Origin of the sequence: Citrobacter sp. Cb041 (assembly GCF_030336655.1) — a bacterium.
GTDB lineage: Bacteria > Pseudomonadota > Gammaproteobacteria > Enterobacterales > Enterobacteriaceae > Citrobacter > Citrobacter braakii.
Map to the genome: position 1 here is coordinate 47529 of NZ_JAOWDD010000042.1, position 24469 is coordinate 71997.

Consider the following 24469-nt stretch of genomic DNA (forward strand, 5'->3'; position numbering starts at 1 on the left):
GGCGGCTGCTGTAAGCCGCATATGCCCATTTATATCTGTTATCCCTCCAGCCATGTAGGATGATCACAGGCAAGATTTTTTGACTAAGGAAAAGCGTTATGAAAACGGGACCATTAAACGAGAGCGAACTAGAATGGCTGGATGATGTACTGACTAAGTACAATACGGATAAGGCTATTCTGGATGTGTCAGAACTGGATGGTTTACTGACGGCGGTACTGAGTTCACCGTATGAAATTGAACCGGAGCAGTGGCTGGTCGCTATTTGGGGCGGCGCGCAGTATGTTCCTCGCTGGTCCTCCGAAAAAGAAATGACGCGTTTCATGAACCTGGCGTTTCAACATATGGCGGATACGGCCGATCGCCTGGATGAATATCCAGAGCAGTTTGAGCCGCTGTTTGGTTTGCGTGAAATTGACGAGCATGAACTGACCATCGTTGAAGAGTGGTGTTTTGGTTATATGCGCGGCGTCGCGCTGTCGGACTGGTCCGCGTTACCAGACTCGTTAAAACCGGCGCTCGAGGCTATTGCGCTGCACGGTACGGAAGAAAACTTTGCGGTCGTTGAGAAAATGACGCCAGAAGCGTTCGAAGAGAGCGTGGATGCCATCCGCCTGGCGGCGCTGGATCTGCATGCTTACTGGATGGCGCATCCTCAGGAAACGCCGATGAAAGTACCGGTCAAAGTGGATGCCAAGGTAGGGCGCAATGACCCTTGTCCGTGCGGTAGCGGTAAAAAATATAAGCAGTGTTGTTTGCATTAAGAAAAAGGGGCATTAAGCCCCTTTTGTTTTAACCCACTTCCGGTAGTAATCCTGCTGCAATAGAAAACTGTACGGCTATCACCACAATGCCGCACAAAAATACCAGCGCCAGCGCCGGAGCACCCCCTGCCACGCGATATTTAGCCTGTGGATTCTGTTTTCTGCTCTGCCATGCCAGCATCGAGGGAATGAGCAGCGCCAGCACTGCCAGGGCAACGCCCGCATACCCCAGGGCCATGACGAAACCACGCGGATAGAACAGCGCGAATGCCAGCGGCGGCAGGAAGGTCACCACGCCGGTTTGCATTCTTCCTGCTACGGTATTGCGGCGCTGGAAGAGGTCGGCCAGGTAGTCAAATAATCCCAGTGCGACGCCGAGGAAAGAGGTTGCCAGCGCAAGGTCGGCAAACAGATGCACCGCCAGTTCGACGTGCGGCGAAGCCACGACTTCACGTAATGCTTGTAATAAACCGTTTAAACCAGCGTGGTTGGCTAACAGCCCCATGAACGTTGAGGAGTTAATACTGCCAAGCGTAGCCAGTTGCCAGAAGATATAGGCGACCAGCGGAATGGCGCTACCGGTGATAAACACCCAACGCAGTTTACGGATGTTACCGTTCATATAGCTGACGATACTGGGGACGCTGCCGTGAAAACCGAACGAAGTGAAGATAACCGGGATAGCAGACAGTGCCAGCCCCTGCTGGAGTGGCAACGTAAGCAGGTTTACTTTATGGATATGCGGCATTAACAGGGCCAGCATCACCACCAGGAAGATTATCTTGGCACTGAACAACAGACGGTTGAACAGATCGACCAAAGATGTGCCAACGCAAACCACGCCACCGGCAACAAAGGTGAACAGCAGTACGCCTGTTGTCGGGGAGAGCGTTGTCCCGGTCCAGTCGCTAATGCTGGAAGCCAGCAACTCACCAGCGCCACTGATATACGCCGCCGTCAGCGCGTACATTAAAAACATCATGCTAAAGCCCGTTACCCATTGTCCGTAACGACCAAGATAACGTTTTGCCAGCGTACCCAACCCTGTGTCTGCCGGTACGTGTTGATACACTTCAAGCAGCAACAGCGCGGTGTAGCACATTAGCGCCCAAAGACTCACTAACAATACCAGCGTGACGCTAAACCCCACGCCTGCCGCGGCCAGCGGCATTGCCAACATACCGGCACCGATCGTGGTTCCCGCCACGATAAAAATACTACCCAGGGTTCTGTTTTTCACGCTTTCCTCTGTCCCAGAGATAATCAACGGTTATATCTGCGGCGCAGGTTAAGGCAAAACGCTATTTTCGTCAAATCACCGTTACAATGAATGTACATTAATCTTTACGAAGTTTGGCGCGTTAAGATGTATCACAAATGATATTTATCTGCGGGTAAACCTGCGTTAGCGCAAAGCAAGGCCGTGCCGTTCACATTAGGCTACGGACTTTATTGAGGAGGTAGTATGGAATCTATTCACGGTCACGAAGTGCTCAACATGATGATTGAATCTGGCGAGCAGTATTCAAATGCCAGCCTTGAAGCGGCGATTACGGCACGGTTTGGCGAGCAGGCTCGTTTTCACACCTGTTCTGCAGCGGATATGTCGGCAGCTGAGCTGGTGGCGTTTTTAGCGGCGAAGGGAAAATTTATTGCAAAAGAAGACGGCTTCTCTACGCACGAAAGCAAGATCTGCCGTCACTGATTTTAGCGGGTAATGATGGCGGGTTGCCTTCATTACCCCACAACATTAATTCTGTGTATCAAGCGTAGCCAGTTCTTTATCGATGAAATAAAGACCTTCGCCACTTTTCCCTGCCAGCGATAACTTATCAATGACAGATTTAAATAATTTCTCTTCTTCATGCTGCTCGGCAACATACCATTGCAGGAAATTAAACGTCGGATAATCCTGGTGGGTCATTGCCGCGTGTGCCAGCTCATTAATTTTCTGGGTGATCAACTGCTCGTGTTCGTAAGTAACACGGAACAGTTCGTCCAGAGACGCATATTCAGCAAAGGGGGAAGGAACGGTGTTAATACACGGCAAGCTGCCGGTATCGGTCAGGTAGTCAAACAGACGCTGCATATGCGTCATCTCTTCCTGGGCGTGACGGCGCAGGAACGCGGCGGCACCTTCAAAGCTGTGATAGCTGCACCACGCGCTCATCTGTTGGTAGAGCAGAGATGAATATAATTCAAGGTTCATTTGCTCATTCAGTTGGTCGATCATTTCTGTTTTCAGCATGGTTGTGCTCCACAAACGTTATTATATATTAGCGTGGCGTCACTATAATTTGTTATTTAATTATTTGCAAAAGGTAAAATAATAAATTTATTTATTAAAAATGCGAATGGGAATAAAACGCATTAACGCTATTAAGCGGAGAATATAAATAATGAAAAGGCAGAAGACCAGCAATAATGTGCTGGTCGAAAATATTAATAATTGAAGGAGGGCGATTGGGATACCGCAACGCCGTGACACTGCCAGGCGAGCGTGATTTTGGTATTTAAGCACAGAGAACCGGCATATACGCTACAGGTAGATACCGGCTGACCAAACGCCATTGCGTTGGCATAGCCCAGGCGCTGACACTCTTTGGTGGCTGTGCCTTGGGTAAGGTAGTCATCGGTACGCGCCGTTTGTAGCATGGCCTGGTTGTAGGTCAGGCGAACGACGCCGGTGATGGCACTGGCTTCGCTGACCTGCGCCTGTTTAGTAATAGTGCATCCTGTCAGCACGAGCGGCAAAAGGGCAAGGATAAAGGTCTTCATGTGATCGCTCTGAAAGTTCGGAGATAGGCTATCATGGCATATGTGGTGGCGCATCAATGGCTTGAATAGCCCGAAGATCACCTGCGATTAATCGCAACGACGTCATTTTATTGAGGCTATTCTGAGCTGTCTCAGAAAAAATGTGAGCACCTCATTATTTTATAAAACAAAATTTCATTAAATTTGAAAGTGAGTTTGCAAAATAGTAATGTGGCCTGAATGTTATGACTTTCAGCGGGCCTCCGCAGCGCATTCAGGAGATTACAGAATGAAAATTGCATTGATGATGGAAAACAGCCAGGCAAGCAAAAATGCCATCATTCATAACGAGCTTAAAGCCGTTGCGGATGAGAAAGGTTTTCCAGTGTATAACGTCGGGATGAGCGACGAAAATGACCATCATCTGACCTACATCCATTTAGGGATTATGGCCAGCATCCTGCTCAATTCCAAAGCCGTGGATTTTGTGGTTACGGGGTGCGGTACGGGCCAGGGGGCAATGATGTCACTGAATATACATCCGGGCGTGGTGTGCGGTTACTGTCTCGATCCGGCAGACGCATTCTTGTTCTCTCAGATCAACAACGGGAATGCGCTTTCTCTGGCATTCGCCAAAGGTTTTGGCTGGGGTGCTGAGCTGAATGTGCGCTATATGTTTGAAAAAGCATTCACTGGTCGTAACGGCGAAGGGTATCCACCAGAGCGTAAAGAGCCGCAGGTGCGTAACGCGGGTATTCTGAACCAGGTGAAAGCGGCGGTGGTAAAAGAAAACTATCTGGACACTCTGCGCGCTATCGATCCTGAACTGGTAAAAACCGCCGTATCTGGCCCGCGCTTCCAGCAGTGCTTTTTTGAAAACTGCCAGGACAAAGCGATCAAAGCGTTTGTACGCGAGATAGTTGGCTAAATCCTGTTGGCCCGGCGGTGTTCGCCTGCCGGGCTATTTGTTCTTGTTAGAAACCGCGCTTCCAGCATCATGGGTAAGCCGCAGCGTATCAACCATACCTACCAGACAAATAATCGCAATAGCGACAAAGGCCAGCCGGAAACTGATCCCCGGAATATTGCCTAACGCCAGCCATTCACTCACCTCATCACCGATACGGATCCCGATAGCGGCCAACGAAATGCCCAAGCCTACCGCTAATTGTGTTGCCGTACTGAACAGCGTATTGGCGTAGCTCATTTGTGGTCCGGGGACGTCCGCAAAGGCAAGCGTGCTGATGCCGGTAAACTGAATTGAGCGGAACACGCCGCCCAGATACAACACCAACAAAATAACCCACACCGGGGTCTGCGGCGTAATTAATGCACAGGCCAACAGCGCCAGGACGTTTAGCGCACCGTTGATTAACAGCAGTTTCTTAAAGCCCAGCCAGCGTATCAACGGCGTGGTGGCAGGTTTTATCGTCAGATTGCCCACAAACACCGCCAGAACCAGCGAACCCGCGTGAAAAGCGTTCATGCCAAAACCGACCTGGAACATTAACGGCAGCAGAAATGGTACAGCGCTAATAGATGCGCGAAATAGTGACCCGCCGTACAGGGTGACGCGAAAAGTAGGGACGCTCATGGCATCAAGACGAATCATCGGCCAGGTAGTGCGACGAAAATGATGCAGGGCAAACAGAAAGGTCACGGTTCCTAGCGCCAGCAGCCCGGCGGTTAGCCAGCCCTGCGGCTGCTGGGTTCCCAGTAACTCCATGGCATACACCAGGCTAACCATCGCAACTGAGGTCGCGATAAAACCCGCTATATCAAATGGACGGCGCTCGTCGTCATGAATATCCGGGATGAAACGTAGCGCCAGCGCGATCGCCAAAACTCCCAGCGGTACGTTAATAAAGAAGATCCAACGCCAGTTAGCATAGCTGGTAATGAATCCTCCAAGCGGTGGCCCGATGATAGGCGCGACTAACGCGGGCCAGGTCAGGGTCGCAATAGCGGTGATCAACTGATGTTTAGGCGTGGTGCGCAGTACCGCGAGACGGCCAACAGGAACCATTAGCGCGCCACCTACACCCTGTAAAATTCGCATTGCTACAAAGCTCTCAAGGCTTTCGGACAAACCGCATAAAACCGAAGCGAGAGTAAAAATCGCCAGCGCCAGGGTAAACACTTTTCGGGCGCCGAAGCGATCCGCAATCCAGCCGCTGGCGGGGATAAGCACCGCGAGGGTGATCAAGTAGGCGCTGATACCAATGTTCAGGTCTACCGCCTGTACGCCAAAGCTTTTGGCCATGTCGGGTAGGGCTGTGGCAATCACCGTGCCGTCAATAAATTCCATAAAGAAAGCCCCGGCAACAAGTAATGCTGCCGGGGAAAGACCGCGTTGGTTCTCAACCGCTAACTGTTCACTCATGTTGTGCTTGCCATCTCAAAAGAAACTGACTGGACCTTTTTTATTTTCAGCGCATTTGTAATGTGTGCGCGGCTATCGTTTCGATCGCTGAATAGGTACTATGACGACCTTTCTATAAGGAGCTCACTATGTCCCAAACATTGAATGCCGATCAGGAACTGCTCTCGGACGTTGTTGCCTGTCAGCTGGTTATCAAGCAAATTCTTGATGTTCTTGATGTTATTGCCCCGGTAGAAGTTCGGGAAAAAATGTCCAGCCAACTGAAAAACATCGATTTTTCCAGCCATCCTGCAGGGGCCGATCCGGTCACTATGCGCGCAATACAAAAAGCGGTTGCCTTGATCGAGTTGAAATTCACGCCGCAGAATGAATCCCACTAAAATAAACCGTTGTTTCAGATTTTAGAAAGGTTTTTTTGCGCCTCGCAGAATGGGAGGCGCGTGCCAGGGAAAATCAGAGGTTGACCGGATAAGGTGCGCTGCATCGCTATCCGGCATTAACGCGATGAAAACTGAAGATTAGTGATGCTGGTAGTTAACGACGTTGAGCAAGTGCTTATCGGTTTGCGCCATGCACAACCCCGCGCGTTTGGCGCTGCGGACTTCATCAAGAATCGTCTGTAACAGCACGCCATCCTGCTGCTGCTCTTTTTCCAGGTCGTGAAGAAAATCAATGGTTGGCGCATCGTTTAATGCTTCAGCTTCATTGGTTAAACGCGAGAGTTTACTCGAACGCTGTTGATATTCATCCAACGTTTTCTGAAACAATTCTTCAAGGGAACTCAGTTCATCACCCGGCACATCCATGGCCTTGACGATGGGATTAGCCCCGGCACTTTTCATAAAATTGAACATACGCATCATTTGAGTCACGTTACCCTGCGCCTGCGTGCGTAGAAACGTGGCTGTACCTGTCAGGCTATGCTCGTAGCACCATTCGCTGAGATGCAGGTAAAGATTCGAGGCGTAGAACTCGAGGTTCATTTGTGTATTGAGTTTATGAACAATTCCAACTGCAGCCATATCAATATCCTTATTTCCAGAAAGGGGGATGTACGTTACTCACGCCAGTACAGCGGGCTGCCGCTGCACTTCACCTCTACGTACAATTAAAGCTGTTAGCAGAATAAATCCGTTCCACCGGTCCTTTAGTGATCACGAATTATATTCGCTCTGATCGAAATTCAGCATAACGCTTGCCTTGGTATAAGAAAATCCTTAAATCTGCGTATTTATGTTTTTTTACATATTGTCATAACAGTATTCATGCTTCTGCTGTTTTGGCATATAGATGACATGAATGTAAGAGATTGAAATTTATGTCATTAAATGATTTTCATGATAATGAAATGGTGTTTCATATCACAAAATTAAATTCCACAATAAGGTATTGTCTGGCATCTGATGATTATCTGCCCAAGTTGAAAGGCAATTTCACGATCGGGATGGATTAGTACAAATTATCTGATGGCTAATTTTTTGCGCCAGATCAGTTTTAATCAAATTGAGAAATTTAACAGTCTGCACTGGTCATCATTAATTGTTTCGTTTATGTGGATTAAGCAAGGAGTTACATATGAAGAAGGTTGCGGTGCTGCTGGCACCCGGTTTTGAAGAGGCGGAGGCGATTGTTACCCTTGATATTCTGCGTCGCCTGAATATCGAAGTCGAAACCCTGGCCTGCGCAGAGTCACGTGCGGTGGTGAGTTATCATGACGTACCGATGGTGATGGATAGCACGCTGGCCGCGCGCCAGACGTATCTCTACGATGCCGTCGTATTGCCAGGCGGGCCGCAGGGCAGCGTTAATCTTGCCGCCAGTGAGGCGGTCATCCAGTTTGTATCTCGTCATGATCAGGCAGGAATGCTCATTTGCCCGGTATGTTCTGCGGCCGCGCGCGTGTTAGGCGGCAACAGTCTGCTGAAGGGGCGTCGCTATGTTTGCTCAGGAGATCTGTGGCAAAACGTCACGGACGGGGAATATATCGATGCGCCGGTTGTTGAAGATGGCAATCTGATTAGCGGCAAAGGGTTAGGGCATATTTTCGATTTTGCATTGACGCTTGCGGCGCGCCTGTTGGGAGATGACATTCCGGTTCGCGATCACGCTGACCACATTTATTACCGATGGTAATCATGTTCCCGAATGCTTCGGTATTCGGGAACAAGGATTCGTTGGCTGATGTTATGGATTAATTTGCTATCCCTCTTTTTTCCCGTCGACAAAACCGCGTTTTTTTATGTCATTTCCCGCTGAATTTATGTACGCAATTACTGTAATTCTGTGGTGTGATGCCGCTCTCTTATGGAGAATCAATTTCCCGCTAAAACTACTCTCAGCACTGGCATTGATCTTCTCACTAAAAGGTAATGCCTTGTTTTACGTCCGAATTACAAAAAATCGTCTGATTTTACCCTACATAAAAGAACGTTAAAGCTGGAGTTAACCATGCACAAATTCACTAAAGCGCTGGCTGCCATCGGTCTGGCTGCCATTATGTCACAATCCGCTATCGCTGAATCCATGAAGCTCGGTTTCCTGGTCAAACAACCGGAAGAACCGTGGTTCCAGACTGAATGGAAATTTGCCGATAAAGCCGGTAAAGACCTTGGCTTTGAGGTGATTAAAATTGCCGTCCCGGATGGCGAGAAGACCCTTAACGCCATCGACAGCCTGGCTGCAAGTGGCGCAAAAGGGTTTGTGATTTGTACGCCGGACCCCAAACTCGGGCCTGCCATTATGGCCAAGGCGCGTGGCTACGATATGAAAGTCATTGCCGTCGATGACCAGTTTGCTAACGCCAAAGGTAAGCCGATGGATACCGTGCCGCTGGTGATGATGGCTGCAACCAAAATTGGTGAGCGCCAGGGCCAGGAGCTGTATAAGGAGATGCAAAAGCGCGGTTGGGATGTGAAATCCACAGCCGTAATGGCCATTACCGCGAATGAACTCGATACCGCGCGTCGCCGTACATCGGGTTCAATGGAAGCGCTTAAAGCCGCAGGCTTCCCGGAAAAACAGATCTACCAGGTCCCCACTAAATCGAATGACATCCCCGGGGCATTCGATGCCGCTAACTCCATGCTGGTTCAGCACCCTGAAGTCAAACACTGGCTGATTGTCGGCATGAACGACAACACCGTGCTGGGCGGCGTACGTGCGACCGAAGGGCAGGGCTTCAAAGCGCCGAATGTGATTGGTATCGGCATCAACGGCGTTGATGCCGTGAGCGAACTCTCCAAAGGCGAAGCGACCGGGTTCTACGGTTCACTCCTGCCAAGCCCGGACGTTCACGGCTACAAATCAAGTGAGATGCTCTACAACTGGGTAACGAAAGGTGCAGAGCCACCGGCGTTTACTGAAGTGACGGATGTGGTGCTGATTACCCGCGATAACTTTAAAGAAGAACTGGCGAAGAAAGGCTTAGGCGGTAAATAACACAAATGCCGGATGCGACGCCAACGCGTCTTATCCGGCCTACGAATTGCGTACTCAGTCGGCCGGATAAGGCAAAGCCGCTATCCGGCATAAAGATCTGACTCACGGAGACGTTATGCAACAGTCTACCCCGTATCTCTCATTTCGCGGCATTGGCAAAACGTTCCCCGGCGTTAAAGCGCTCACGGATATCAGTTTCGACTGCTATGCCGGTCAGGTGCATGCGCTGATGGGCGAAAATGGCGCCGGGAAATCAACACTATTAAAAATTCTCAGCGGCAACTATGCGCCAACGACGGGATCTTTGGTGATTCGTGGACAAGAGGTTTCGTTTGCGGACACCAATGCCGCGCTGAACGCCGGTGTTGCCATTATTTACCAGGAGCTGCATCTCGTCCCGGAAATGACCGTTGCCGAGAATATTTATTTAGGGCAGATGCCGCACAAAGGCGGGATTGTGAACCGCTCGCTGCTGAACTATGAAGCGGGTCTCCAGCTCAAGCATCTGGGCATGGATATCGATCCCGATACGCCGTTGAAATACCTCTCCATTGGTCAATGGCAGATGGTGGAGATTGCGAAAGCGCTGGCGCGCAACGCCAAAATTATCGCGTTTGATGAACCGACCAGCTCCCTTTCAGCGCGCGAGATTGAGAATCTGTTTCGCGTCATCCGTGAGCTACGCAACGAAGGGCGCATCATTCTGTACGTTTCGCACCGTATGGAGGAGATCTTTGCCCTTAGCGATGCCATCACCGTGTTTAAAGATGGTCATTACGTCAAAACGTTCACGGATATGCAGCAGGTCGATCACGACGCGCTGGTGCAGGCGATGGTCGGGCGCGACCTCGGTGATATTTATGGCTGGAAATCCAGACCTTATGGTGCAGAGCGCCTGCGTTTGCATGACGTCAAAGCCCCTGGCGTGCGTACCCCGATCAGTTTATCGGTGCGCAGTGGTGAAATTGTCGGATTGTTTGGACTGGTGGGCGCCGGACGTAGCGAATTAATGAAAGGTCTGTTTGGCGGCACGCGTATCACGGCAGGCCAGGTGTTTATCGATGAACAGCCTATTGATATCCGTAAACCGAGCCACGCCATTGAAGCGGGGATGATGCTGTGCCCGGAAGATCGCAAGGCTGAAGGGATCATTCCGGTCCATTCGGTGCGTAACAACATCAACATCAGTGCCCGTCGTAAACATGTTCTGGGCGGATGCGTGATCAACAACGGCTGGGAAGAGACCAATGCCGATCACCATATTCGCTCACTCAATATTAAAACGCCGGGCGCGGAGCAACTGATTATGAACCTCTCCGGCGGTAATCAACAGAAGGCTATTCTCGGCCGTTGGTTATCGGAAGAGATGAAAGTGATTTTGCTGGACGAACCTACACGCGGTATTGATGTGGGCGCCAAGCATGAAATTTATAACGTGATTTATGCCCTCGCGGCGCGCGGCGTGGCCGTGCTGTTTGCTTCCAGCGATCTGCCAGAAGTGCTCGGTGTCGCCGACCGTATCGTGGTGATGAGAGAAGGCGAAATTGCCGGTGAGTTACTTCATGAACAGGCGGATGAGCGCCAGGCGTTAAGCCTTGCTATGCCAAAAGTTAGCCAGGCTGTAGCCTGAATAAGGAGAGAATGATGTCTTCCGTTTCAACATCGGGTTCAGGTGCTGCAAAGTCGGCGCTAAATCTTGGTCGCATTTGGGATCAATACGGGATGCTGGTCGTGTTCGCCGCGCTGTTCCTGGTTTGTTCCCTCTTTGTGCCTAACTTTGCCTCTTTCATCAACATGAAGGGGCTGGGGCTGGCGGTATCGATGTCGGGTATGGTCGCGTGTGGGATGCTGTTTTGCCTGGCATCCGGTGACTTCGACCTGTCCGTTGCCTCCGTGATTGCCTGCGCCGGGGTCACTACAGCCGTGGTCATTAATATGACCGAAAGCCTGTGGATTGGCGTGGCTGCCGGGCTACTGCTCGGTATTCTATGTGGTCTGGTGAATGGATTCGTGATTGCGCGGCTGAAAATTAACGCCCTGATCACGACCCTTGCGACGATGCAGATTGTGCGTGGTCTGGCCTACATTATTTCCGACGGTAAGGCGGTAGGGATTGAAGACGAGCGCTTCTTCACTCTCGGCTACGCCAACTGGTTTGGTCTGCCGGCACCTATCTGGATCACGGTCATCTGTTTCATCGTTTTTGGCTTGCTGCTCAATAAAACCACGTTTGGTCGTAACACGCTGGCCATTGGGGGGAATGAAGAGGCGGCACGTCTGGCTGGGGTTCCGGTCGTTCGTACCAAAATTATTATCTTTATTCTGTCCGGGCTGGTATCCGCCATCGCCGGGATTATCCTCGCATCACGTATGACCAGCGGCCAGCCAATGACCTCAATCGGCTATGAGCTGATCGTGATTTCCGCGTGCGTGTTAGGGGGCGTTTCGCTTAAAGGCGGCATCGGAAAAATCTCATATGTGGTAGCCGGGGTGTTGATTCTGGGAACGGTTGAGAATGCAATGAACCTGCTGAACATCTCTCCGTTCGCACAGTATGTCGTACGTGGTCTGATCCTGCTGGCGGCGGTGATCTTCGACCGTTACAAGCAAAAAGCGAAGCGTACTGTTTGATGATTTAAACCCCAACTTTTTAGTCTAGCTTTAGCTCATCGCCAGCCGCTACCCGGCTGGCGATTGTTTTTCCAAATGGCGAGCATGGTCACACTGTCTATACTTATATCCGTCATACATCATATATACGGCGCGATCCGCGCGGCGTACAGACCATGATGAGGAGGATAACCGGGTGACAGCATCACTGATCTTACCCCCTGAACAATCTGCAAGCTGTGCTTATTTTTTTGATCTCGATGGGACACTGGCTGAGATCAAACCTTATCCAGACCAGGTCGTTGTCCCTCAGACAATCCTGCAGTTATTACATCAGTTGGCGACGCATAATGCGGGTGCGCTGGCATTGATTTCAGGGCGCTCGATGGTTGAGCTTGACGCGCTTACCACTCCCTTTCGTTTTCCGCTCGCCGGAGTGCATGGGGCAGAGCGCCGTGACATCAATGGTCAAACTCATATAGTGCGCCTGGCTGCGGCAATAGAGCGCGAAGCAGGAGAGCTATTAAGTACCGCCTTGGCGACGATGCCGGGTACAACGCTTGAAGCAAAAGGGATGGCGTTCGCACTGCACTATCGCCAGGCCCCGGAACATGAAGCGGCGCTAATTAATCTGGCTGAGCGCATCACGCACAGATGGCCGCAGTTGGCTTTACAGCACGGAAAATGCGTTGTGGAGATAAAACCAAAGGGTACGAACAAAGGCGACGCAATTGCCGCATTTATGCAGGAAGCACCTTTTGCCGGACGGATCCCCGTTTTTTTTGGTGACGATCTGACGGACGAAACAGGATTTGGCGTGGTTAATCGCGCAGGGGGCATTTCCGTGAAGGTGGGGAATGGAGCGACGCAGGCGACATGGCGTCTGGATGGCGTGAGTGATGTCTGGCACTGGCTGGAACAAATTAACTCTTCGCAGCAAGAATCGAAAGCAACGAATAACAGAAGAGGTGGCTATGAGTCGTTTAGTCGTAGTATCTAATCGTATCGCCTCACCCGATGACAAAGGGAGCGCAGGTGGGCTTGCCGTCGGTGTGCTGGGCGCGTTGAAGGCTGCTGGTGGCCTGTGGTTTGGCTGGAGTGGCGACACGGGTAATGAGGACAAACCATTAAAAAAAGTCACGCGTGGCAATATTACCTGGGCTTCGTTTAATTTGAGTGAACAGGATTACGAAGAGTATTACTGCCAGTTTTCTAATGCGGTTTTATGGCCTGCATTTCATTATCGCCTCGATTTGGTGCAGTTTCAGCGTCCTGCATGGGAGGGCTATCAGCGGGTGAATGCCTTGCTGGTAGATAAACTGCTGCCGCTGCTCAGCGATGACGACATAATCTGGGTTCATGATTACCATCTGTTGCCGTTTGCCAGCGAGCTGCGTAAACGGGGCGTGAATAACCGTATCGGTTTTTTCCTGCATATCCCTTTTCCGACGCCGGAAATCTTTAATGCCTTACCCCCACATCAGACGCTACTTGAGCAGATGTGTGATTTTGATTTACTCGGTTTCCAGACCGAGAACGATCGTCAGGCTTTTCTGGATTGTCTGGCAGCCCAGACTCAGGTATCCACTCAGAGCGAGCAGCACCACCGCGCATGGGGAAAAGCGTTTCGTACCCAGGTGTATCCCATCGGTATTGAGCCGGATGAGATCGCCCGCCAGGCTTCCGGACCTTTGCCGCCGAAGCTGGCGCAACTGAAAGCAGAACTCAAAAATGTGCAGAATATCTTCTCCGTTGAGCGTCTGGATTATTCTAAAGGTTTGCCGGAGCGCTTTCAGGCCTATGAGGCTCTGTTGGAACACTATCCGCAGCACCACGGTAAAATTCGCTACACCCAGATAGCGCCAACTTCGCGTGAAGAGGTGCAGGCCTACCAGGATATTCGGCACCAACTGGAGACTGAAGCGGGGAGGATTAACGGTAAATATGGGCAGTTGGGCTGGACGCCGCTCTATTATTTAAACCAGTACTTTGATCGTAAATTGCTGATGAAAATCTTCCGCTACTCTGATGTAGGGCTGGTGACGCCGCTGCGAGATGGTATGAACCTGGTTGCGAAAGAATTCGTGGCCGCGCAGGATCCTGCCAACCCCGGCGTGCTGGTGTTATCGCAATTTGCCGGGGCCGCGAATGAGCTACCTGCCGCGCTTATTGTTAATCCTTATGACCGCGACGAAGTGGCTGGCGCATTAAACCAGGCTCTGACGATGCCGCTTGCTGAGCGTATCTCCCGCCACGCTGAGATGCTCGAAACTATCATTAAAAACGATATCGACAACTGGCAGGCGAGGTTCATTTGCGATCTGGAAAAAGTTATCTCACGTCAGAGTAAACAGCCATTGCCAGACAACGTTTCTCCCTGCACTAAACTGGCGTAACGCTCAGAAAACGCAGGTCAATCTCCAGCCAGTGGAACCAGCAGAACATCCACGTGGCTGGCACCGATCACGCTTTTTGCTGAGCAGGATGCGCGCGAAAAGAAGCTGTGGTTATGGTTGCCATAAATGACCAGATCGACCGCGTGTTTACGGCATACATCCAGAATATGTTCATTCAGTGCCCCATAGGTAATAAAGGTATGCTCAATGGGGTACTGTGCTTCTTTGCTGAGCTTGTCGATAAAATCCTGAGTCTCCTCTTGCATCACTTCACGCAGGTCCTCCAGCATAGGTGCAGCAAACTGATTATACAGTTCAGGATCTGAGACCAGGGTTATCAGGCTAATACGAGCGTTGACAGGGCGAGCGATTGAAACCGCCTTGGCTAACAACTGCTGGCTTTCAGGGGTGGCGGCAACGGCCACAAGAATGTGTGTATAGCTCATAACTCGCTCCTTTTTTCAAGAATTATGAGAGGGTTTATCAGCATTGCTCGGCTTACTCCATACTGCAACGTTTCCTTCCCGGATAGTGTGAATGTCATCATGCTTATTCATTAATTATTCTTATAAATAGAATAATTGCGTCATATAACTTGTAAATACGTTCAGCTTACTTAAGTAAAACTCACCGCTAATGAAAACAATGTGTTAATTAAAAATTAACAAAAGTTAACATTTAATGGGTTATCACTACCCGGTATTAATTAATCACCCTTAATATTTAAGTCATTGTTTATAAAGGATTTAATTGAAATGGTGTTTTACATTAAATATGTTATCAAGCTCGCTATTTCACAACGTGATATTAACGTTTGTGAACAAAATACTATTCGCTTTTATTGCAAGAATATTCGTATGTCAGGAATTGAAATGGCGAATTTGAGGTTAAAAAATAAGCAAAGTAAAAGCTGTGCTGATGGATTTATGTTAAGTGTTTAGCTGGTTTATGTGATCTATGTCACATATTCTTCAAATTCGCAGCATAGCTACGTTGTATGTGTAACGGGCGGCGGGTAGAGTTGCGTCGAATTAGGAAAAATCTTAGACATTTGTAAGAATTGATGTGAGCTTGTAAGGGGCGCGGCTTTCTGAAAAGGGAATGTTTAGACAACGCGTAAGTGCCGTCACGCTGCTATGTATTTGACCTTTTGCTTTTTTTTTACCGGGCCTTCCCGGCGACATCACGGGGTGCGGTTTCACCGCATGAAAACAATGTTGGTTATTATGGATGCAAATAATGCATACATCCGAGTTGCTGAAACACATCTATGACATCAATTTGTCATATTTATTGCTTGCACAGCGTTTGATCGTTCAGGACAAAGCATCTGCGATGTTTCGCCTTGGTATCAGCGAAGAAATGGCGGACACGTTGGCAACATTAACACTTCCACAAATGGTCAAACTGGCTGAAACAAACCAACTGGTCTGTCATTTCCGTTTCGACGATCACCAGACCGTTACTCGCCTGACGCAAGACTCCCGCGTTGACGATCTTCAGCAAATTCATACCGGTATCATGCTTTCAACGCGACTGTTAAGCGACATCGATGAAGCAGCGCGCAAGAAAAGGGCTTGATGATGAGCGAAAAAAGCATTGTTCAGGAAGCGCGTGATATCCAGCTAGCGATGGAATTAATCACATTGGGCGCCCGTTTGCAAATGCTGGAAAGCGAAACGCAATTAAGCCGTGGCCGACTTATCAAGCTGTACAAAGAATTACGCGGCAGCCCTCCGCCAAAAGGGATGCTGCCTTTCTCCACCGACTGGTTTATGACATGGGAACAAAACATTCATGCTTCGATGTTTTGCAACGCATGGCAATTCCTGCTCAAAACTGGTTTGTGCAGCGGCGTGGATGCCGTGATCAAAGCGTATCGTTTATATCTTGAGCAGTGCCCGCAGCCAGAAGAAGGGCCACTGCTGGCGTTAACTCGCGCATGGACGTTGGTGCGTTTTGTCGACAGCGGATTGCTGGAGTTGTCCCGATGCAATTGCTGCGGTGGGAATTTTATTACCCACGCTCACCAACCCGCAGGCAGCTTTGCCTGCAGTTTATGCCAACCGCCATCACGCGCCGTAAAAAGACGTAAACTTTCCCAGAATGCTGCCGATATTATTCCACAACTGCTGGATGAACAGATCGAACAGGCTGTTTAACTGATACGGTGTGGACAAACACTCCAGCAGCGGTAAGCGATTACCGCTGCTTTTTTTTGTCCTGACCTCGAGTTAACTGTCCGACTGCGCATCCTGTCATAGTCAATTGCGAAAGGATGATGTCGTGCTTATCTTATTAGGTTACCTGGTTGTTATTGGTACAGTTTTCGGCGGTTACATGATGACCGGCGGACACCTTGGGGCACTCTATCAACCGGCTGAGCTGGTGATTATCGGTGGCGCGGGTATTGGGGCATTCATCGTCGGCAATAACGGGAAAGCCATTAAGGGGACGATGAAAGCCATCCCGATGCTTTTTCGTCGATCAAAATACACCAAAGCGATGTATATGGATCTGCTGGCGCTGTTGTATCGCCTGATGGCCAAGTCACGTCAACAGGGCATGTTCTCGCTTGAACGCGATATCGAAAACCCCAAAGAGAGTGAAATTTTCGCCAGCTATCCGCGCATTCTTGCTGATGCCGTGATGCTTGATTTCATTGTCGATTATCTGCGACTGATCATCAGCGGCAACATGAACACGTTTGAAATTGAAGCGCTGATGGATGAAGAGATTGAGACGCACGAAAGTGAGGCCGAAGTCCCGGCCAACAGTCTGGCGATGGTGGGGGATTCATTACCGGCGTTCGGGATCGTGGCGGCGGTAATGGGGGTTGTCCATGCGCTGGCTTCTGCCGATCGTCCGGCGGCTGAACTGGGTTCGCTGATTGCACATGCCATGGTAGGGACATTCCTCGGTATTTTACTGGCCTATGGATTTATTTCTCCGCTTGCCAGCGTTCTGCGCCAGAAAAGCGCTGAAACCACCAAAATGATGCAGTGTGTGAAGATAACTCTGCTCTCCAATCTGAATGGTTACGCGCCGCCAATTGCCGTCGAATTTGGTCGTAAGACTCTGTATTCCAGCGAACGTCCATCGTTTATCGAACTGGAAGAGCATGTTCGTGCGGTGAGAAATCCAACTGCGCAGCAGACGACCGAGGACGCATGAAAAATCAGGCCCATCCCATTATCGTTGTAAAGCGACGCAAGCATAAAGGTCACGGTGGTGGGGCGCATGGTTCGTGGAAAATCGCCTACGCCGATTTTATGACCGCGATGATGGCCTTCTTTCTGGTGATGTGGCTCATTTCCATCTCTAGCCCTAAAGAATTGATCCAGATTGCCGAATATTTCCGTACGCCGCTGGCTACTGCGGTAACCGGGGGAAATCGTATTTCGAATAGCCAAAGTCCCATTCCTGGCGGCGGGGATGATTACACCCAGCAGCAGGGAGAGGTGAACAAGCAGCCGAATATCGATGATCTGAGAAAACGCATGGAACAAAGCCGCTTGAGCAAACTTCGCGGCGATCTCGATCAGTTGATTGAATCTGACCCCAAACTGCGTGCGCTGCGCCCGCATTTGAAAATTGATTTAGTTCAGGAAGGGCTGCGGATACAGATTATCGACAGTCAGAATCGCCCGATGTTTAAAACCGGTAGCGCTGAGGTGGAACCGTATATGCGCGATATCCTGCGAGCCATAGCGCCAGTGCTTAACGGCATTCCTAATCGAATCAGCCTTTCCGGCCATACGGATGATTACCCTTACGCCAATGGTGAAAAAGGGTATAGCAACTGGGAGTTGTCCGCCGATCGCGCTAATGCGTCGCGTCGCGAATTGGTTAGCGGCGGTCTGGATGATGGAAAAGTATTACGTGTGGTAGGTATGGCCGCCACGATGCGTCTGAGCGATCGCGGTCCTGAAGACGCTATCAACCGCCGTATTAGCCTGCTGGTTCTCAATAAGCAGGCGGAAGAGGCCATTTTGCATGAAAACGCTGAAAGCCAGAATGAGCCGGTAAGTGTCTTACAACAGCCAGCGGAACTCCCGCCGGCAAGCGTTCCCACATCGCCACCAGCCAATCCGAGGTGATAGCGTGAGCATGGATATAAGCGATTTTTATCAAACATTTTTTGATGAAGCTGACGAACTGTTGGCTGACATGGAGCAACACCTGCTTGATTTGGTTCCTGAAGCCCCGGATTCCGAACAGCTGAATGCAATTTTTCGTGCTGCGCACTCGATAAAAGGCGGGGCGGGCACCTTCGGCTTTACCATTTTGCAGGAAACGACCCATCTGATGGAAAACCTGCTGGATGAAGCGCGGCGTGGCGAGATGCAGCTCAATGCCGACATTATCAACCTGTTTTTGGAAACGAAAGATATTATGCAGGAACAGCTCGACGCCTATAAAAACTCAGAGGAGCCGGATGCCGCCAGCTTTGAGTACATTTGTAATGCGTTACGACAGTTAGCGCTCGAAGCGAAAGGTGAAACCGCACCGGCAGTCGTCAACACCGCAAAACTGAGCGTTGTTGACAGCGCTGCAATGCAGGAAGAGGCGGTTGCACAGCCTGAGTCCGCAAGCGAAGAGAGCAAGAAACGCATTATTCTCACGCGCCTGAAAGCCAATGAAGTGGATTTACTGGAAGAGGAGCTGGGGAACCTGGCGACCTTAACCGATGTGGTGAAAGGGAGCGACACGTTGTCAGCAACGCTTGATGGTAACCTCGCAGAAGATGACATCATCGCGGTGCTGTGCTTTGTGATTGAAGCAGATCAGATTGAATTCGAAACCGTCAGCGCAGCGCCCGTAGCCGTTGAAACTGAAACTGAAGCTGAAGCTGAAGCAGAAGCAGAAACGGTAGCCGTTGTCGCGAAGCCGCAGCCGGTTGCCGTTGCGCCAGCGGCGAAAGCCGCCGCCAGCGAAGCGCCAAACGGACGTGCGGAACGCGACAAACCCGCCCGCGCCAGCGAGTCAACCAGCATCCGCGTAGCGGTTGAGAAGGTCGATCAGCTCATTAACCTGGTCGGTGAGTTGGTCATCACCCAGTCTATGCTGGCACAACGTTCTAACGAACTGGATCCCGTCAATCATGGCGATCTCATCACCAGTATGGGTCAGTTACAACGTAACGCCCGCGACTTGCAAGAGTCGGTGATGTCGATTCGTATGATGCCCATGGAGTATGTGTTCAGCCGTTTTCCGCGTCTGGTGCGCGACCTGGCCGGTAAGCTGGGTAAACAGGTCGAACTGACACAGGTGGGAAGCTCAACCGAACTCGACAAGAGCCTGATTGAACGCATCATCGATCCGTTGACGCACCTGGTGCGTAACAGCCTCGATCACGGTATTGAACTGCCGGAAAAACGCCTTGAAGCCGGGAAAAGCCCAATCGGTAATCTGACGCTTTCCGCGGAGCACCAGGGCGGGAATATCTGTATTGAAGTCACCGATGATGGCGCCGGTCTGAACCGTGAACGAATCCTCGCCAAAGCTATCTCCCAGGGGATGCCGATCCACGAAAACATGAGCGATGACGAAGTCGGTATGCTGATCTTCGCCCCGGGCTTCTCGACCGCTGAACAGGTGACGGATGTCTCTGGCCGCGGCGTGGGTATGGATGTGGTGAAGCGAAATATCCAGGAGATGGGGGGCCATGTTGAGATCCAGTCCAAACAGGGACAGGGGACGACTATCCGAATTCTGCTGCCGCTGACGCTGGCGATCCTCGACGGCATGTCGGTGCGCGTGGCCGACGAAGTCTTTATTCTGCCGCTGAATGCCGTTATGGAATCACTGCAACCGCGCGAAGAAGATCTCCATCCGCTGGCCGGAGGAGAGCGCGTGCTGGAAGTGCGTGGCGAATATTTACCGCTGGTTGAGCTGTGGAAAGTCTTTGAGGTTGAAGGCGCAAAAACCGAAGCGACTCAAGGTATTGTGGTGATTTTGCAAAGTGCAGGGCGTCGCTACGCGCTGCTGGTCGATCAGTTAATTGGTCAACACCAGGTGGTCGTCAAAAACCTGGAAAGCAACTACCGCAAAGTGCCAGGTATTTCTGCAGCAACGATCCTCGGCGACGGCAGCGTCGCGCTGATTGTCGATGTCTCTGCATTGCAGGGATTAAACCGCGAACAACGTGTGGCGATCACAGCCGCCTGATTGAGTGAGAAGGGAATAATATGACCGGTATGAGTAATGTAACTAAACTGGCCGGCGAACCGTCAGGTCAGGAATTCCTCGTGTTTACGCTGGGGGATGAAGAGTACGGTATCGATATCCTGAAAGTGCAGGAAATCCGTGGGTACGATCAGGTGACGCGTATTGCTAACACGCCTGCGTTTATCAAAGGTGTCACCAATCTGCGCGGTGTGATTGTGCCGATTGTTGACCTGCGCGTGAAGTTTAGCCAGAGCGATGTGGATTACAACGAAAACACCGTGGTGATTGTGTTGAATCTGGGCCAGCGGGTGGTCGGAATTGTGGTCGATGGCGTCTCGGATGTGCTGTCGCTGACAACGGATCAAATCCGTCCGGCGCCAGAATTTGCCGTAACGCTGTCGACGGAATACCTGACGGGACTGGGGGCGCTGGGTGACCGGATGCTGATCCTGGTTAACATTGAGAAGCTGCTCAATAGCGAAGAAATGGCGCTGCTGGATATTGCCGCCAGTCACGTCGCGTAACCGCTATACCGTATCTGGCCTACAATGATTGCTGTTGTAGGCCGGGTACGCGTAACGCATCCGGCAGATTTCCCCTTACGCTTCCCGCTCAACCAGCTCCGGTTCTTCTTCCAGTAAACCTTCATCTTGTGCCAGCATCGCCGTTGCAATCCCGTTACCTAATACGTTGATTGCTGAACGTCCCATATCCAGGAAGTGGTCAATACCCATCAGTAACAGAATCCCGGCAACCGGAATATTAAAGCTCGGAATGGTTGCTGCCAGCACCACCAGTGCAGAACGCGGCACGCCGGCAATCCCTTTTGACGCCAGCATCAGCGTCAGCATCAGGACGGTGATTTCTGCAAAGGAGAGGTGAATGTTATAGGCCTGCGCGATAAACATCGAGGCAAATGAACAGTAAACCATCGAGCCGACCAGGTTAAATGAATAACCGATAGGCAATACAAATGACACGATGTTAGGCGAGCAACCAAATTTGGTTAATTGCTCCAACGTTTTTGGATAGGCGGCTTCCGAGCTGCTGGTAGTAAATGCGACCAGAACCGGATCTTTCAGCATGCTTACCAGACGAAAAACCTCTTTTTTCAGCATGACATAACCGACCGCCAGCAGAACCAGGCAGGTCAGCAAAATAGCCACATAGTAGCCGCCGATGAACGACGCATAGTTAAGCAGGATCCCCAAACCCTGGGTGGAGATAACGGAGGAAATGGCGGCGAAAATGGCCAGCGGCGCAACGTACATCACGTAGCCAGTCACCTTAAGCATAATGTGGGAGACCACATCCAGCGCGGCAACCAGCGGGGCATTGAACTTCTCACCAAGGGATGCGCCACCAATACCGAAGAACATCGAGAACACCACAATTTGCAGGATCTCATTGTTGGCCATCGCCTCGGCTATGCTGGTTGGGATGGTGTGAGTCAGAAAACCTTTCAGGCTCATGCCGCTCACGGCCAGGCCGGTATCAGTGGCTTCCAGCGGGATCGCCAGGTTCAGGCCGCTGCCGGGTTGCTCAAGAGAAACCACAAACAGACCGACCAGAATAGACAGTATGGAAGAGCTGATAAACCAGATCATCGCTTTGCCGCCTACGCGCCCGATGGTGGACGTTTCCCCCAGGCGCATAATACCGACGGTCAGGGTGCTGAATACTAAAGGTGCGATCACCATTTTAATCAGGCGCAAAAAGATGTCGGTGAGAAGCGTAATATTATCGGCCCAGGCGGTCACTACGCCGGGGGCGGCATAAGAGTGGATCACCGCCCCTGACAGGATCCCCGCCAACATGAAGATCACGATAAACAACGTGAGTTTGTTTGCATTTGCCACTAAAAAGCCCTCAGTAAGGATTTAACATTTATTGTTCGGTTACTCATTTTTTATATTTATTAATTGGTAACTAAGTATTCATCATATAAATTGAATTAAAGCGCCAGCTGATACAACTTTTTTTAATTTTTTATCCATTTTGTTGTGGTGCAGAGGATGTGTATTTGTGATCCTGGTCACGAAATAATGACTATTTCATCCAATATGACCGCGCCCACAGATAAATTTGAATGTTATTCACATGATAATTGTGACGTTTTTATGTGAATGATTTGTGGTTGCCGTACACCCGTCTTCCCCTCCTTCCGCGAGGCTTCACGTCCCTTCAGGATTTCCTTTTCGCAAACGTAAAGTTATCTCAGCGACTGCCGATAACGTTGATAACTCGTTTTCAGGAAGGTGCCTTATGTTTAACCGTATCCGCGTTGTCACAATGCTGATGATGGTGCTGGGGGTTTTCGCACTGCTACAGCTTGTTTCCGGTGGTCTGTTGTTTTCTTCATTGCAGCAGAATCAGCAAAGTTTTGTTATTTCTAACGATCTTCGACAGCAGCAAAGTGAACTCACCTCAACATGGGATCTGATGCTGCAAACACGTATCAATTTAAGCCGTTCTTCTGCACGCATGATGATGGACGCGTCCAACCAGCAAAGCAGCGCGAAAAACGATCTGCTGAAGAATGCGAAAGCATCGTTGGCGCAGGCCGAAACACATTACGCAAAATTTAAAAACATCACACCGTTACCCGAGATGGCAGAAGCCAGCGGTAACGTTGAGGAGAAGTATCAGCAGTACCATGCGGCTTTAACAGAACTGGTTCAGTTTCTGGAGAACGGCAATATGGACGCCTATTTCGCGCAACCGACTCAGGGAATGCAAAACGCGCTTGGTGAGGCGCTGGGCAAGTACGCCAGCGTTAGCGAAAAGCTTTACGCTCAGGCATTCGATAAAAGCGCGCGGGATTACCATTTCGCCCAATGGCAGCTTGGCGTGCTGGCCGTAGTGCTGGTGCTGATTCTGGTGGTGGTGTGGTACGGCATCCGTCATACCCTGCTTAATCCTCTGTCTCGCGTCATTGCCCATATTCGGGAAATCGCCAGCGGTAACCTGACAGCGACCCTGGCCGTCAGCGGTCGTAATGAAATCGGCGAGTTGGCCAGTACGGTTGATCATATGCAGCGCTCGCTGACGGAAACCGTCACCCTGGTACGTGAAGGTTCTGATGCGATTTATTCCGGGACCAGCGAAATTGCCAGCGGGAACACCGACCTGTCATCTCGTACTGAACAGCAGGCCTCTGCGCTGGAAGAGACCGCAGCCAGCATGGAACAGTTGACCGCAACCGTGAAGCAAAATGCGGACAACGCGCGTCAGGCCTCGCAACTGGCGAAAAGCGCCTCCGATACCGCACAGCATGGTGGCAAAGTGGTTGATAGCGTGGTGAACACCATGCACGAAATCGCCGATAGCTCGAAGAAAATCGCCGACATCATCAGCGTTATTGATGGTATTGCTTTCCAGACCAACATTCTCGCGCTGAACGCGGCGGTTGAAGCGGCGCGTGCCGGTGAACAAGGCCGTGGCTTTGCTGTGGTTGCGGGCGAAGTGCGTAATCTGGCAAGTCGCAGTGCGCAGGCAGCGAAAGAGATCAAAGCGTTGATTGAGGATTCGGTTTCCCGAGTGGATACCGGGTCCGTATTGGTAGAAAGCGCAGGCGAAACGATGAACGACATCGTAAATGCCGTAACGCGGGTGACCGACATTATGGGCGAGATTGCCTCGGCCTCCGACGAGCAAAGCCGGGGGATTGATCAGGTGGCGCTCGCGGTATCCGAGATGGATCGCGTTACGCAGCAGAACGCCTCGTTGGTACAGGAATCGGCTGCCGCTGCCGCTGCCCTTGAAGAACAGGCCAGCCGCCTGACGCAGTCGGTGTCGACTTTCCGCCTTGCGTCACGTCCGGCGTCGGCTAAGCCGCGCGATACACGATTACCTGCAACGGCGGCCGCATCCTATCCGCGCCAGAACAATGAACAAGATACGAATTGGGAAACATTTTGACTGATAGTTAAACCGCGGCCAGTGCCGCC

General features: G+C 50.8%; 24 protein-coding genes. 17 read left to right on the forward strand and 7 right to left on the reverse strand.

The annotated features are described in order from the left end of the window. The first annotated feature begins 98 nt into the window (after window positions 1-98). Window positions 99-764 carry a YecA/YgfB family protein gene (locus tag OGV52_RS18950; RefSeq protein WP_047502102.1) on the forward strand — a complete coding sequence of 222 codons (666 nt, stop codon included), beginning with the start codon at window positions 99-101 and terminating at the stop codon, window positions 762-764. Window positions 765-792: 28 nt separating this feature from the next. Here the strand turns inward: OGV52_RS18950 and tyrP are convergent, their stop codons facing one another. Then, on the reverse strand, window positions 793-2004 hold the full coding sequence (gene tyrP, locus OGV52_RS18955; RefSeq protein WP_019077056.1) for a tyrosine transporter TyrP: 1212 nt from the start codon (window positions 2002-2004) through the stop codon (window positions 793-795). A gap of 225 nt (window positions 2005-2229) precedes the next feature. Here tyrP and OGV52_RS18960 point away from each other — a divergent pair, with 225 nt between their 5' ends. After that, entirely contained in the window at window positions 2230-2469 is a 240-nt protein-coding gene (locus tag OGV52_RS18960) for a YecH family metal-binding protein (RefSeq protein ID WP_016153457.1), read from the forward strand. A 45-nt stretch (window positions 2470-2514) separates the two neighbouring features. Here the strand turns inward: OGV52_RS18960 and ftnA are convergent, their stop codons facing one another. After that, a complete protein-coding gene (gene ftnA, locus OGV52_RS18965) occupies window positions 2515-3012 on the reverse strand; it encodes a non-heme ferritin (RefSeq protein ID WP_016153456.1) in 498 nt (165 codons plus the stop codon). Window positions 3013-3206: 194 nt separating this feature from the next. Further along, the gene (yecR, locus tag OGV52_RS18970; RefSeq protein WP_080858829.1) at window positions 3207-3542 is read right to left on the reverse strand and encodes a YecR family lipoprotein; all 336 of its coding nucleotides are present in this window, start codon (window positions 3540-3542) and stop codon (window positions 3207-3209) included. Window positions 3543-3810: 268 nt separating this feature from the next. Here yecR and OGV52_RS18975 point away from each other — a divergent pair, with 268 nt between their 5' ends. Next, window positions 3811-4449, forward strand: a complete 639-nt coding sequence (locus OGV52_RS18975) for an RpiB/LacA/LacB family sugar-phosphate isomerase (RefSeq protein WP_287108950.1) — start codon at window positions 3811-3813, stop codon at window positions 4447-4449. Window positions 4450-4482: 33 nt separating this feature from the next. Here the strand turns inward: OGV52_RS18975 and OGV52_RS18980 are convergent, their stop codons facing one another. Further along, on the reverse strand, window positions 4483-5904 hold the full coding sequence (locus tag OGV52_RS18980) for an MFS transporter (protein ID WP_200052089.1): 1422 nt from the start codon (window positions 5902-5904) through the stop codon (window positions 4483-4485). Window positions 5905-6032: 128 nt separating this feature from the next. Here OGV52_RS18980 and OGV52_RS18985 point away from each other — a divergent pair, with 128 nt between their 5' ends. Then, window positions 6033-6284 carry a DUF2766 family protein gene (locus OGV52_RS18985; protein ID WP_016153452.1) on the forward strand — a complete coding sequence of 84 codons (252 nt, stop codon included), beginning with the start codon at window positions 6033-6035 and terminating at the stop codon, window positions 6282-6284. Between the two features lie 138 nt (window positions 6285-6422). Here OGV52_RS18985 and OGV52_RS18990 read toward each other — a convergent pair whose 3' ends face one another. Then, the gene (locus OGV52_RS18990; RefSeq protein ID WP_016153451.1) at window positions 6423-6926 is read right to left on the reverse strand and encodes a non-heme ferritin-like protein; all 504 of its coding nucleotides are present in this window, start codon (window positions 6924-6926) and stop codon (window positions 6423-6425) included. Between the two features lie 553 nt (window positions 6927-7479). Between OGV52_RS18990 and OGV52_RS18995 the strand changes: the two genes are divergently transcribed. From OGV52_RS18995 to otsA, 6 genes are all read left to right on the forward strand, one after another. Further along, window positions 7480-8037: a DJ-1/PfpI family protein gene (locus OGV52_RS18995; RefSeq protein ID WP_287108951.1), complete on the forward strand. Its 558-nt coding sequence runs from the start codon at window positions 7480-7482 to the stop codon at window positions 8035-8037. 315 nt (window positions 8038-8352) lie between these two features. Next, entirely contained in the window at window positions 8353-9342 is a 990-nt protein-coding gene (locus OGV52_RS19000; RefSeq protein WP_003034602.1) for an arabinose ABC transporter substrate-binding protein, read from the forward strand. A 115-nt stretch (window positions 9343-9457) separates the two neighbouring features. Beyond that, window positions 9458-10972 (forward strand): arabinose ABC transporter ATP-binding protein AraG, encoded by a 1515-nt coding sequence (gene araG / locus OGV52_RS19005; RefSeq protein ID WP_049283070.1) that lies wholly within the window; start codon window positions 9458-9460, stop codon window positions 10970-10972. A 14-nt stretch (window positions 10973-10986) separates the two neighbouring features. Continuing rightward, entirely contained in the window at window positions 10987-11973 is a 987-nt protein-coding gene (araH, locus tag OGV52_RS19010; protein WP_287109090.1) for an L-arabinose ABC transporter permease AraH, read from the forward strand. 175 nt (window positions 11974-12148) lie between these two features. After that, window positions 12149-12952 (forward strand): trehalose-phosphatase, encoded by an 804-nt coding sequence (gene otsB / locus OGV52_RS19015; RefSeq protein ID WP_080858826.1) that lies wholly within the window; start codon window positions 12149-12151, stop codon window positions 12950-12952. Continuing rightward, on the forward strand, window positions 12927-14348 hold the full coding sequence (gene otsA, locus OGV52_RS19020; RefSeq protein WP_287108952.1) for an alpha,alpha-trehalose-phosphate synthase: 1422 nt from the start codon (window positions 12927-12929) through the stop codon (window positions 14346-14348). Before otsB ends, otsA begins: the two co-directional genes overlap by 26 nt. Window positions 14349-14365: 17 nt before the next feature. Here the strand turns inward: otsA and uspC are convergent, their stop codons facing one another. Continuing rightward, the gene (gene uspC / locus OGV52_RS19025) at window positions 14366-14794 is read right to left on the reverse strand and encodes a universal stress protein UspC (protein ID WP_016153445.1); all 429 of its coding nucleotides are present in this window, start codon (window positions 14792-14794) and stop codon (window positions 14366-14368) included. 793 nt (window positions 14795-15587) lie between these two features. On the opposite strand from uspC, the gene flhD reads away from it, so the two are divergent. From flhD to cheW, 6 genes are all read left to right on the forward strand, one after another. After that, window positions 15588-15929, forward strand: coding sequence for a flagellar transcriptional regulator FlhD (gene flhD, locus OGV52_RS19030; RefSeq protein WP_016153444.1), 342 nt, complete (start codon window positions 15588-15590; stop codon window positions 15927-15929). Next, on the forward strand, window positions 15926-16510 hold the full coding sequence (gene flhC / locus OGV52_RS19035) for a flagellar transcriptional regulator FlhC (protein ID WP_085951062.1): 585 nt from the start codon (window positions 15926-15928) through the stop codon (window positions 16508-16510). The genes flhD and flhC overlap by 4 nt, the downstream gene beginning before the upstream one ends. Window positions 16511-16634: 124 nt before the next feature. After that, on the forward strand, window positions 16635-17522 hold the full coding sequence (motA, locus tag OGV52_RS19040) for a flagellar motor stator protein MotA (RefSeq protein WP_016153442.1): 888 nt from the start codon (window positions 16635-16637) through the stop codon (window positions 17520-17522). Then, complete coding sequence (motB, locus tag OGV52_RS19045; RefSeq protein ID WP_016153441.1) at window positions 17519-18448, forward strand: flagellar motor protein MotB; 930 nt, start codon at window positions 17519-17521, stop codon at window positions 18446-18448. Before motA ends, motB begins: the two co-directional genes overlap by 4 nt. A gap of 4 nt (window positions 18449-18452) precedes the next feature. Next, window positions 18453-20519: a chemotaxis protein CheA gene (gene cheA / locus OGV52_RS19050; RefSeq protein ID WP_153690267.1), complete on the forward strand. Its 2067-nt coding sequence runs from the start codon at window positions 18453-18455 to the stop codon at window positions 20517-20519. Between the two features lie 20 nt (window positions 20520-20539). Then, window positions 20540-21043 carry a chemotaxis protein CheW gene (cheW, locus tag OGV52_RS19055; protein WP_003034638.1) on the forward strand — a complete coding sequence of 168 codons (504 nt, stop codon included), beginning with the start codon at window positions 20540-20542 and terminating at the stop codon, window positions 21041-21043. A 75-nt stretch (window positions 21044-21118) separates the two neighbouring features. On the opposite strand, the gene OGV52_RS19060 is transcribed toward cheW, so the two are convergent. Continuing rightward, the gene (locus OGV52_RS19060) at window positions 21119-22378 is read right to left on the reverse strand and encodes a dicarboxylate/amino acid:cation symporter (protein ID WP_016153439.1); all 1260 of its coding nucleotides are present in this window, start codon (window positions 22376-22378) and stop codon (window positions 21119-21121) included. 406 nt (window positions 22379-22784) lie between these two features. Here OGV52_RS19060 and tar point away from each other — a divergent pair, with 406 nt between their 5' ends. Continuing rightward, window positions 22785-24440, forward strand: a complete 1656-nt coding sequence (gene tar / locus OGV52_RS19065) for a methyl-accepting chemotaxis protein II (protein WP_046275660.1) — start codon at window positions 22785-22787, stop codon at window positions 24438-24440. Window positions 24441-24469 lie beyond the last annotated feature (29 nt).

Coding starts and splice junctions, on each gene's coding strand:
- OGV52_RS18950 (WP_047502102.1), top strand. CDS start 99: ATGAAAACGGGACCATTAAACGAGAGCGAACTAGAATGGCTGGATGAT.
- OGV52_RS18960 (WP_016153457.1), top strand. CDS start 2,230: ATGGAATCTATTCACGGTCACGAAGTGCTCAACATGATGATTGAATCT.
- ftnA (WP_016153456.1), bottom strand. CDS start 3,012: ATGCTGAAAACAGAAATGATCGACCAACTGAATGAGCAAATGAACCTT.
- yecR (WP_080858829.1), bottom strand. CDS start 3,542: ATGAAGACCTTTATCCTTGCCCTTTTGCCGCTCGTGCTGACAGGATGC.
- OGV52_RS18975 (WP_287108950.1), top strand. CDS start 3,811: ATGAAAATTGCATTGATGATGGAAAACAGCCAGGCAAGCAAAAATGCC.
- OGV52_RS18980 (WP_200052089.1), bottom strand. CDS start 5,904: ATGAGTGAACAGTTAGCGGTTGAGAACCAACGCGGTCTTTCCCCGGCA.
- OGV52_RS18985 (WP_016153452.1), top strand. CDS start 6,033: ATGTCCCAAACATTGAATGCCGATCAGGAACTGCTCTCGGACGTTGTT.
- OGV52_RS18990 (WP_016153451.1), bottom strand. CDS start 6,926: ATGGCTGCAGTTGGAATTGTTCATAAACTCAATACACAAATGAACCTC.
- OGV52_RS18995 (WP_287108951.1), top strand. CDS start 7,480: ATGAAGAAGGTTGCGGTGCTGCTGGCACCCGGTTTTGAAGAGGCGGAG.
- OGV52_RS19000 (WP_003034602.1), top strand. CDS start 8,353: ATGCACAAATTCACTAAAGCGCTGGCTGCCATCGGTCTGGCTGCCATT.
- araG (WP_049283070.1), top strand. CDS start 9,458: ATGCAACAGTCTACCCCGTATCTCTCATTTCGCGGCATTGGCAAAACG.
- araH (WP_287109090.1), top strand. CDS start 10,987: ATGTCTTCCGTTTCAACATCGGGTTCAGGTGCTGCAAAGTCGGCGCTA.
- otsA (WP_287108952.1), top strand. CDS start 12,927: ATGAGTCGTTTAGTCGTAGTATCTAATCGTATCGCCTCACCCGATGAC.
- uspC (WP_016153445.1), bottom strand. CDS start 14,794: ATGAGCTATACACACATTCTTGTGGCCGTTGCCGCCACCCCTGAAAGC.
- flhD (WP_016153444.1), top strand. CDS start 15,588: ATGCATACATCCGAGTTGCTGAAACACATCTATGACATCAATTTGTCA.
- motB (WP_016153441.1), top strand. CDS start 17,519: ATGAAAAATCAGGCCCATCCCATTATCGTTGTAAAGCGACGCAAGCAT.
- cheW (WP_003034638.1), top strand. CDS start 20,540: ATGACCGGTATGAGTAATGTAACTAAACTGGCCGGCGAACCGTCAGGT.
- tar (WP_046275660.1), top strand. CDS start 22,785: ATGTTTAACCGTATCCGCGTTGTCACAATGCTGATGATGGTGCTGGGG.